9 protein-coding genes are annotated in these 6,652 nt (G+C 23.8%); 3 read left to right on the top strand and 6 right to left on the bottom strand.

What is annotated here, in order from left to right:
- Positions 1-183 precede the first annotated feature (183 nt).
- A complete protein-coding gene (locus Q5F54_RS09230; protein ID WP_302334290.1) occupies positions 184-546 on the bottom strand; it encodes a YbaN family protein in 363 nt (120 codons plus the stop codon).
- A gap of 147 nt (positions 547-693) precedes the next feature.
- Here Q5F54_RS09230 and Q5F54_RS09225 point away from each other — a divergent pair, with 147 nt between their 5' ends.
- A complete protein-coding gene (locus Q5F54_RS09225; RefSeq protein ID WP_071121122.1) occupies positions 694-1,089 on the top strand; it encodes an Rrf2 family transcriptional regulator in 396 nt (131 codons plus the stop codon).
- A 413-nt stretch (positions 1,090-1,502) separates the two neighbouring features.
- Positions 1,503-2,366 (top strand): hypothetical protein, encoded by an 864-nt coding sequence (locus Q5F54_RS09220; RefSeq protein ID WP_302334289.1) that lies wholly within the window; start codon positions 1,503-1,505, stop codon positions 2,364-2,366.
- A gap of 157 nt (positions 2,367-2,523) precedes the next feature.
- On the opposite strand, the gene Q5F54_RS09215 is transcribed toward Q5F54_RS09220, so the two are convergent.
- Complete coding sequence (locus Q5F54_RS09215) at positions 2,524-2,988, bottom strand: GNAT family N-acetyltransferase (protein ID WP_331562634.1); 465 nt, start codon at positions 2,986-2,988, stop codon at positions 2,524-2,526.
- A gap of 147 nt (positions 2,989-3,135) precedes the next feature.
- Positions 3,136-3,648, bottom strand: coding sequence for a hypothetical protein (locus Q5F54_RS09210; protein WP_281537667.1), 513 nt, complete (start codon positions 3,646-3,648; stop codon positions 3,136-3,138).
- A gap of 85 nt (positions 3,649-3,733) precedes the next feature.
- Here Q5F54_RS09210 and Q5F54_RS09205 point away from each other — a divergent pair, with 85 nt between their 5' ends.
- Entirely contained in the window at positions 3,734-4,144 is a 411-nt protein-coding gene (locus tag Q5F54_RS09205; RefSeq protein ID WP_281537668.1) for a DUF2798 domain-containing protein, read from the top strand.
- 349 nt (positions 4,145-4,493) lie between these two features.
- On the opposite strand, the gene Q5F54_RS09200 is transcribed toward Q5F54_RS09205, so the two are convergent.
- From Q5F54_RS09200 to Q5F54_RS09190, 3 genes are all read right to left on the bottom strand, one after another.
- Complete coding sequence (locus tag Q5F54_RS09200) at positions 4,494-4,886, bottom strand: hypothetical protein (protein WP_071121129.1); 393 nt, start codon at positions 4,884-4,886, stop codon at positions 4,494-4,496.
- Between the two features lie 37 nt (positions 4,887-4,923).
- A complete protein-coding gene (locus tag Q5F54_RS09195; protein ID WP_071121130.1) occupies positions 4,924-5,556 on the bottom strand; it encodes an ABC transporter ATP-binding protein in 633 nt (210 codons plus the stop codon).
- 11 nt (positions 5,557-5,567) lie between these two features.
- The coding region (locus tag Q5F54_RS09190; RefSeq protein WP_302334288.1) for an FtsX-like permease family protein at positions 5,568-6,652 on the bottom strand (1,085 nt) is incomplete at its 5' end.

Below are 6,652 nucleotides of genomic sequence, written 5' to 3'. Positions count from 1 at the left end.
TATGACAAATCAATCAACCTCTACCAAACTAGTCTTTAAATTGCATTCTAGGTATAATTGAAATTTTAGTTATAAATTTTACAATATTAATATATTGCGAAGTAATTTACATAAAAATAGCTAGACACTTTGGAATTTCCAATATGTCTAGCTATTTTTATTACTTGCTTATCACACAATTGTCTAACAGAGCCTAAATATAAAGTAATAATACTTAAATATAATAATTATTATTAAAAATAACTTTATATATAAGTTATTTAAAATTACCAATGGAAAAGCAATCATTATATCCGCAAAAGTTGATATATATATCTTTTGTTTTAAGGTCATAGACTTATTAAATATAAAATTTTCTAAGTACTTTTTGTATATTTTGCTAGATTTAAACCAAACTTCAAATTTATTTGACCCTCTAGCAAAGCAATATGATGCTAAAAGTAAAAATGGTACTGTAGGTAATATAGGAAGTACTGTCCCGATTATCCCTAATAAAAGAGATATAACTCCTACAATAACAAATATTATTTTTTTAATTCTATTCATAAAACTCTCCTATTTTTTAAATATGTATTCTATATACCCTTTTTAGTTTTGTATAACATATAATTTTTTAATTATAGTTAATGTTGTATTCAAGCTAATATAATTTATAATAATATATAATAATCAAATTATATTAAGGAGAATTTTATGTATTTATCTAAATTTACTGATTATAGTTTTAGAATATTAATTTATCTAGGCAATAACCCAAATAAACTTTTTACAGTAGATGAATTATCAAATACACTTAATTTATCTACTCATCATATAAAAAAAATAATTTATAAATTAGCTAAAAATGGATATATTTCATCTTCTAAAGGAAGAAATGGTGGTATAAAGCTAGGAATGGATTCAAAAAATATAAACTTAGGTAAACTTCTTGAAATAACAGAAGATAATTTAAATATTGTAGAATGTTTTTCTACTGATAATAATACTTGCAATCTTAATGATTCTTGTAAATTAAAACCAATTATAAATGATGCTTTAAGTTCATTTATAACTGAATTTTATAAATATACCTTATATGATATCCTTTAATATTAAAATATTATATCTCCTAAGATGATATGAGCCCTTTATGACAAAAGTTTTATTATTTTAACGGTCTACAATAAAGGTCTCATATCAAAATTAGTATAGTCTATTTATAATTTTTCTTACAAAAACACGCTTCGTTACTTGTTATACAGTTTATTATTATCAATTCTAAACGTTCTATAAATTTATTCTAATAATATAAGCCTCATTAACTAATGATAAAAAATTCACTTCACTCATTTCGCCAACGATATATTGTTTGTGAAATGAGCGAAGTGAATTTTTTGTTTTGTTATATTTTAATCAATATTTATACATGATATAATGAAAATAAATTCATAATTGTTATATTCTTAGAGATAACGATAGTTTTAATATCATCTAAATAAATGTAATTTGTGGGAGGAATATAAGTGGAATTAGATAAACAGGATAAAAAAATATTAATATGTGGATTTATAATAGGAACAATATTAAACCTTTTTATAGATAAAGCCATAGATTCAGTAATTATGTTAGGGGTATTATATTTTATACATAAATATGTAGATGTTAATAAATATACGGAAAATATAGAATTTATAAATAAAGAAAAGTACATTGAAAGCTTAAATAAAATAATTAAGTTTTTAGATATTTATATAATAATAAAGATTATATTAATACTAGTTACCAAGATGGGTGGGTTTAATGGAGTAGAGCTTGTTTTACTTGGACAAATTATATTAATATATAATGAAAAACTTCAAAGAAAATACATAAAATCTATAAATGGTGTTGAAATAGAAAAAAAGAAAAATTTACTTAACAATAAAGCTTTGACAGGTGTGATACTAATTGTATTTATAGGCTTTACATACAATTATTTTAATAAGATAGAATTTGAAGATAATCACATAAATTCACCAAAATATAAATATGAGCTAACTTATGATAAAGAAAATAAAAGGATTGTAGATTTTAGTGGAAATGGATTTTCTATGGTGGCTACAGAAAATGAAGAAAATACGAAATATTTTAATAGATATATAAAAGATATTGAATTATTGTCAGTTATAGATGTTTTAGAAGATTATTCTAAGGATGCACTATTATTTATGTTTGTATTAGCTTTTAGTCAATTTAATTTTAAAGATAAAAATAAAAAGGCAAATTCGGTGTTTTTTAATGTATTTTTAATTTTAGCATTGATATTTAGTTCTGTAGCATTTAATACTTATAGCATCGATTTAGAATTTAAAGTTTTATCAGATTTTGCTAATTATGGTTTGTCTTAATAGGATTTGTTAGATAATTTAGTTATAAATAATAGTTAAAAAGGCTAGAAACGTTACAATGTATTGATTTCTAGCCTTTTTATATTAAAAAATAATAGTTCATAATATATTAAAATTGTATATTAACTAATAATTTTGATTAGAAAAAATATTATCATTAAGCAAAAATACTTAAGTTTTTCCATATAAGTTTTTCTGAATTTGATTTTACTCCTCCAAAATCATCAATAAAATATTTATAATGAACTGCACCAAGTTTTTCATATATCCTTTTAGCATTATCATTTCCTTTAACAATACAAATACTCATGCATTCATATCCATGTTTTAAAGCATACTGCCCTACTCTATAAATTAATTTCGTTCCTATTCCTTTTCCTCTTGAATTTTTTGTTATATGTAAAGAATCTAAATACCAATAATTTTCTTCCTCATCATCTTTTTTAGATGCTACAAAACCTAAAAATTCATTTTCTTCATACGCAACAAAAATATGATTTTCATTTTTAAGATATTTACTCCACTTTTCTACTGCATACTCTTTAGTTAAACTATTTAAATAATCTTCAGATAGTAATCCTTTATAAGTTTCCTTCCAATTTGAAATATATAATTTCGCTATATTATCTATATCATCATATACTGCATCTGCTGATATACTACCTGTCTCTGCTTTTCATAAAACCACTCCTTTAATAATATTTGTTATAAAAGTATATTTACTTCGTATTATATAACAATTGCGAATTGAATTTGCAATTTAATTTCATTAAGTATTTTCATTTATAAATTCTACTAATTTTTCAGAATCTATAATATAAGATTTTTGCATAACACCATCTCTATTAAAACTATTATCATTTCTAAGTTTATTTATCTCTAAAAAAACATATACACTATCTTTATCTATTGGAGTTAAAGTTATGCCTCTTTCAAATTCAAATGATGTACCACCATCTACTTCTCTTGTATTTCCATCAAGTAAAATAGTCAAACTTCCTAAAGTATTAGATGGAGAATCATTTATAGTGGATTTTTTTAATTTTGAATTTGTAAGTATATCACTTAAAAAATCAATACCATTGCTTTCCATTTTATAATTGTAATCGTGAATGTCTTCACCCTTTTTTACTCTCCAAACTGAAACCACATTTTCATTTTTAAATACAAAAACATCTTTTAAAATATTATATTCTCTTATTTTAGAGTAACTAAATATAGTTAAAATCAAAACTATTATTGAAGCCAACCCTAAAACCAATTTATTTTTTAATATTTTCAACTTTATTTCCCCCTTACAAAATTATATATTATCTCTAAAGTTTATTTACCTCATATTAGGATTACAAATATTTATCAATATAGCTATGATTGAAGGATTTTCATTAAATATATTTAAGCATGCAGCACTAGGGTTTCCATTAGCTTTTATATATGCACTAGTAGGAGATATTTTTATAGTTGGTAAAATTGTAAAAATCATTACAAGTAAAATATTAAAGCCAAATGATGATATGAAAAAAGTAGGAGTATATATGTCATTTTTTACATCATGTGGTATGGTCATTTGGATGTCACTATTTGGAGTAATTACTAATATAGGATTAAATTCTAATTTTATTTCTGCTTATAGTAATGCTCTAATTACAAACTTTATTTTTGCAATACCTTTAAATTTATTAATTGTATCTCCTTTAATAAGATTTATATTCTTTAAAATTTTCCCACCAATTTCAAGTATCAATGAACAAATAAATGAAGAGATAAATGCTATATAATAATGAACCGTATCACTTGCTTGCGATACGGTTCTCCGTATCGGTGTTAAGTGAGGTTGTAAACTTGCTCATTACTTTTCTCCTTTTCTAATATACTTTTAAAATTATAATTTAATTACGAGCTACATCCCCATATTATTCTATATAGTAATGTTCAAATTCAACATAGTTGCTCCAAAATTTCTTAACCTAAAAGAAGAAGGAGCATCCTTAACTGATACTCCTTCTCAAAACTTACTTTATATCCAATTGCTTGTTATCCTTTACCATCTTACCCCATTCCCCTAACATCATAATAACTTTCTCAAGTGAATATCAAAAGTTTTCTAAATTAATCCTTAACAGCTAGTTAATCTTTTAAATATTCTATTAATTCTTCTAATTCATTATCATCTTTATTTAATTTATCAAAGTCTTCTAAATCTTTATTTAATTTATCAAAGTCTTCTAAATCACTTTTTATATCTTTTTTTACTTCCTTTTTAACATTTAATCCACTGATAATATATCCCATAGAAAATGTTGCTATTGAATAAAATGCATATGGTAATGATGAATTAATGTAATATGTTATTACCATTAATATACTTTCACTTACCACAATCCTATTTGATGCTACAAGTGATGATATATATACATGTGAATTATATATAGTTAATAATGTATATACTAATATAATTATTGAAATAACATATAATACTTTACTTATTAAATTTATATCTTTAAAATGTTTTACTTCCATACTTAAGCCACCTCTTATAAAATCTTATTAATTTTTATTAATTAATCTGTATTAGTTTTTTATTTTTTAACACAAGTACAACATCCGCTTTTTTAGCTAATTCCTTACTATGAGTAACCACTATTACGCATTTTTCATGTTTATGTGCACTTACTTTTAATATTTCTATAATTTCATCAGCTGTATCACTATCTAAATTTCCTGTTGGCTCATCTGCTAATATTACTGGTGAATCTGTAACAAGTGTTCTTGCAATGGCAACACGCTGTTGCTGCCCCCCTGATAATTGTAATACGTTTCTATTAACTTCATCATCAGTTAATCCTAAATCGTTTAAAATTTTCTTATCTGCCTTAGGATTAACTATCTTTAAATTTTCTAAAGGTGTCATATAATCAATTAAATTATAATTTTGAAAAATTAATGAAATATTGCTTTTTCTATGATTCTCATACCCTTTTACTTTTATATTTTGATTATTATATAATATTTCACCATTTCTAGGTTCATCTAATCCAGCCAGTAATGATAATAATGTTGTTTTTCCTGAACCAGAAACCCCTAAAATAGCATAAAATTTTCCTTTTTCAAATTCCATGCTTATATCATTTAAAACTTTTTTTCCATTTTTATATGAATAATTAACTTTATTTAATGCTAAAATTGACATTTATTTTCCTCCTAGCTCATTTTAGATAATATTTCTTTTGGTTTTAATCTAATTATTGATACTGATGATGCCATTACTGAAAGTATGATAATAACTGTTCCTATAACATATACATAAATTAATTCTTCAACATCTACTTTTACATCTATTTCATCTACTGTACGAGTTGCTAAAGAACTATTAACATCATTTCCTAATGAAAATCCTCCAAATCCACTTTGAACGTCTTGAACCGCTTGCTTACTTGCTTGTGCAACTATTGTATTTCCTATATTTTGTGAAATTACCTTGCTTGAGAAATATGATCCTCCAAAAGCTAATATACTTATAAGTAATAATTCAATTATATATTGAGAAATAATATTAAACTTTGAAACTCCTATTGAAAGTAATATACCGGTTTCATGAACTCTTCCTTGAATCCAAAATGCTAACACTAATGAAAGTATTATTATTCCAGCTATTATTGCTCCAATTAAAACCATATTTATAATCTTATCTAAAGAATCAAAAGACTTAGATAAAGCTAAAAATGTATCTTCACTTTTTACTATTGTATACTTATTCCAATCAGCAGGAATATCTTTAAATTTTGATGTTACTTTATCTACATCAGTATCTGTATTGAAAGTAGCATTTGTATATTTTACATTTCCATCTGAATATCCATATAAAGTTTTAACAGTATCTACATCAGTTATTAAAAGATTTTCTGGCATTTCTAATTTGTGACCAACTCTTTCAGTATTTTCACTTTCAAAAATACCTACAATTTCAAGGTCATAATCATTTTTAGATAAAGTTGATGCATTAAAATCACCAGCACTCTTTTTAGCCTTTATAGTATCTCCAACTTTTAAATTATTTGCTTCTGCTAAAGCCTTATGAATTAATACCTTACCTTTATCAGTAGGCACAATATGTCTACCATCAACAAGCTTTAATGATTTACTTATAAACTTAGTATCATACTCAGAGCTCTTATGTGCTTCTACAGAAAAAAGTTTTTCATATTTATAATCATCATTATATTGAACTGCATTTTTTTCTGGTTTTATATAATTTACATTTTCTAAATCTAAACCAGCCCCTTGCA

This window comes from uncultured Romboutsia sp. (genome assembly GCF_958366745.1).
GTDB classification, from domain to species: Bacteria; Bacillota; Clostridia; order Peptostreptococcales; family Peptostreptococcaceae; genus Romboutsia; species Romboutsia timonensis.
This window is presented reverse-complemented; position numbering and strand designations above follow the sequence as displayed.

Coding starts and splice junctions, on each gene's coding strand:
- Q5F54_RS09230 (WP_302334290.1), bottom strand. CDS start 546: ATGAATAGAATTAAAAAAATAATATTTGTTATTGTAGGAGTTATATCT.
- Q5F54_RS09200 (WP_071121129.1), bottom strand. CDS start 4,886: ATGGAAGTAAAACATTTTAAAGATATAAATTTAATAAGTAAAGTATTA.
- Q5F54_RS09225 (WP_071121122.1), top strand. CDS start 694: ATGTATTTATCTAAATTTACTGATTATAGTTTTAGAATATTAATTTAT.
- Q5F54_RS09195 (WP_071121130.1), bottom strand. CDS start 5,556: ATGTCAATTTTAGCATTAAATAAAGTTAATTATTCATATAAAAATGGA.
- Q5F54_RS09205 (WP_281537668.1), top strand. CDS start 3,734: ATGATTGAAGGATTTTCATTAAATATATTTAAGCATGCAGCACTAGGG.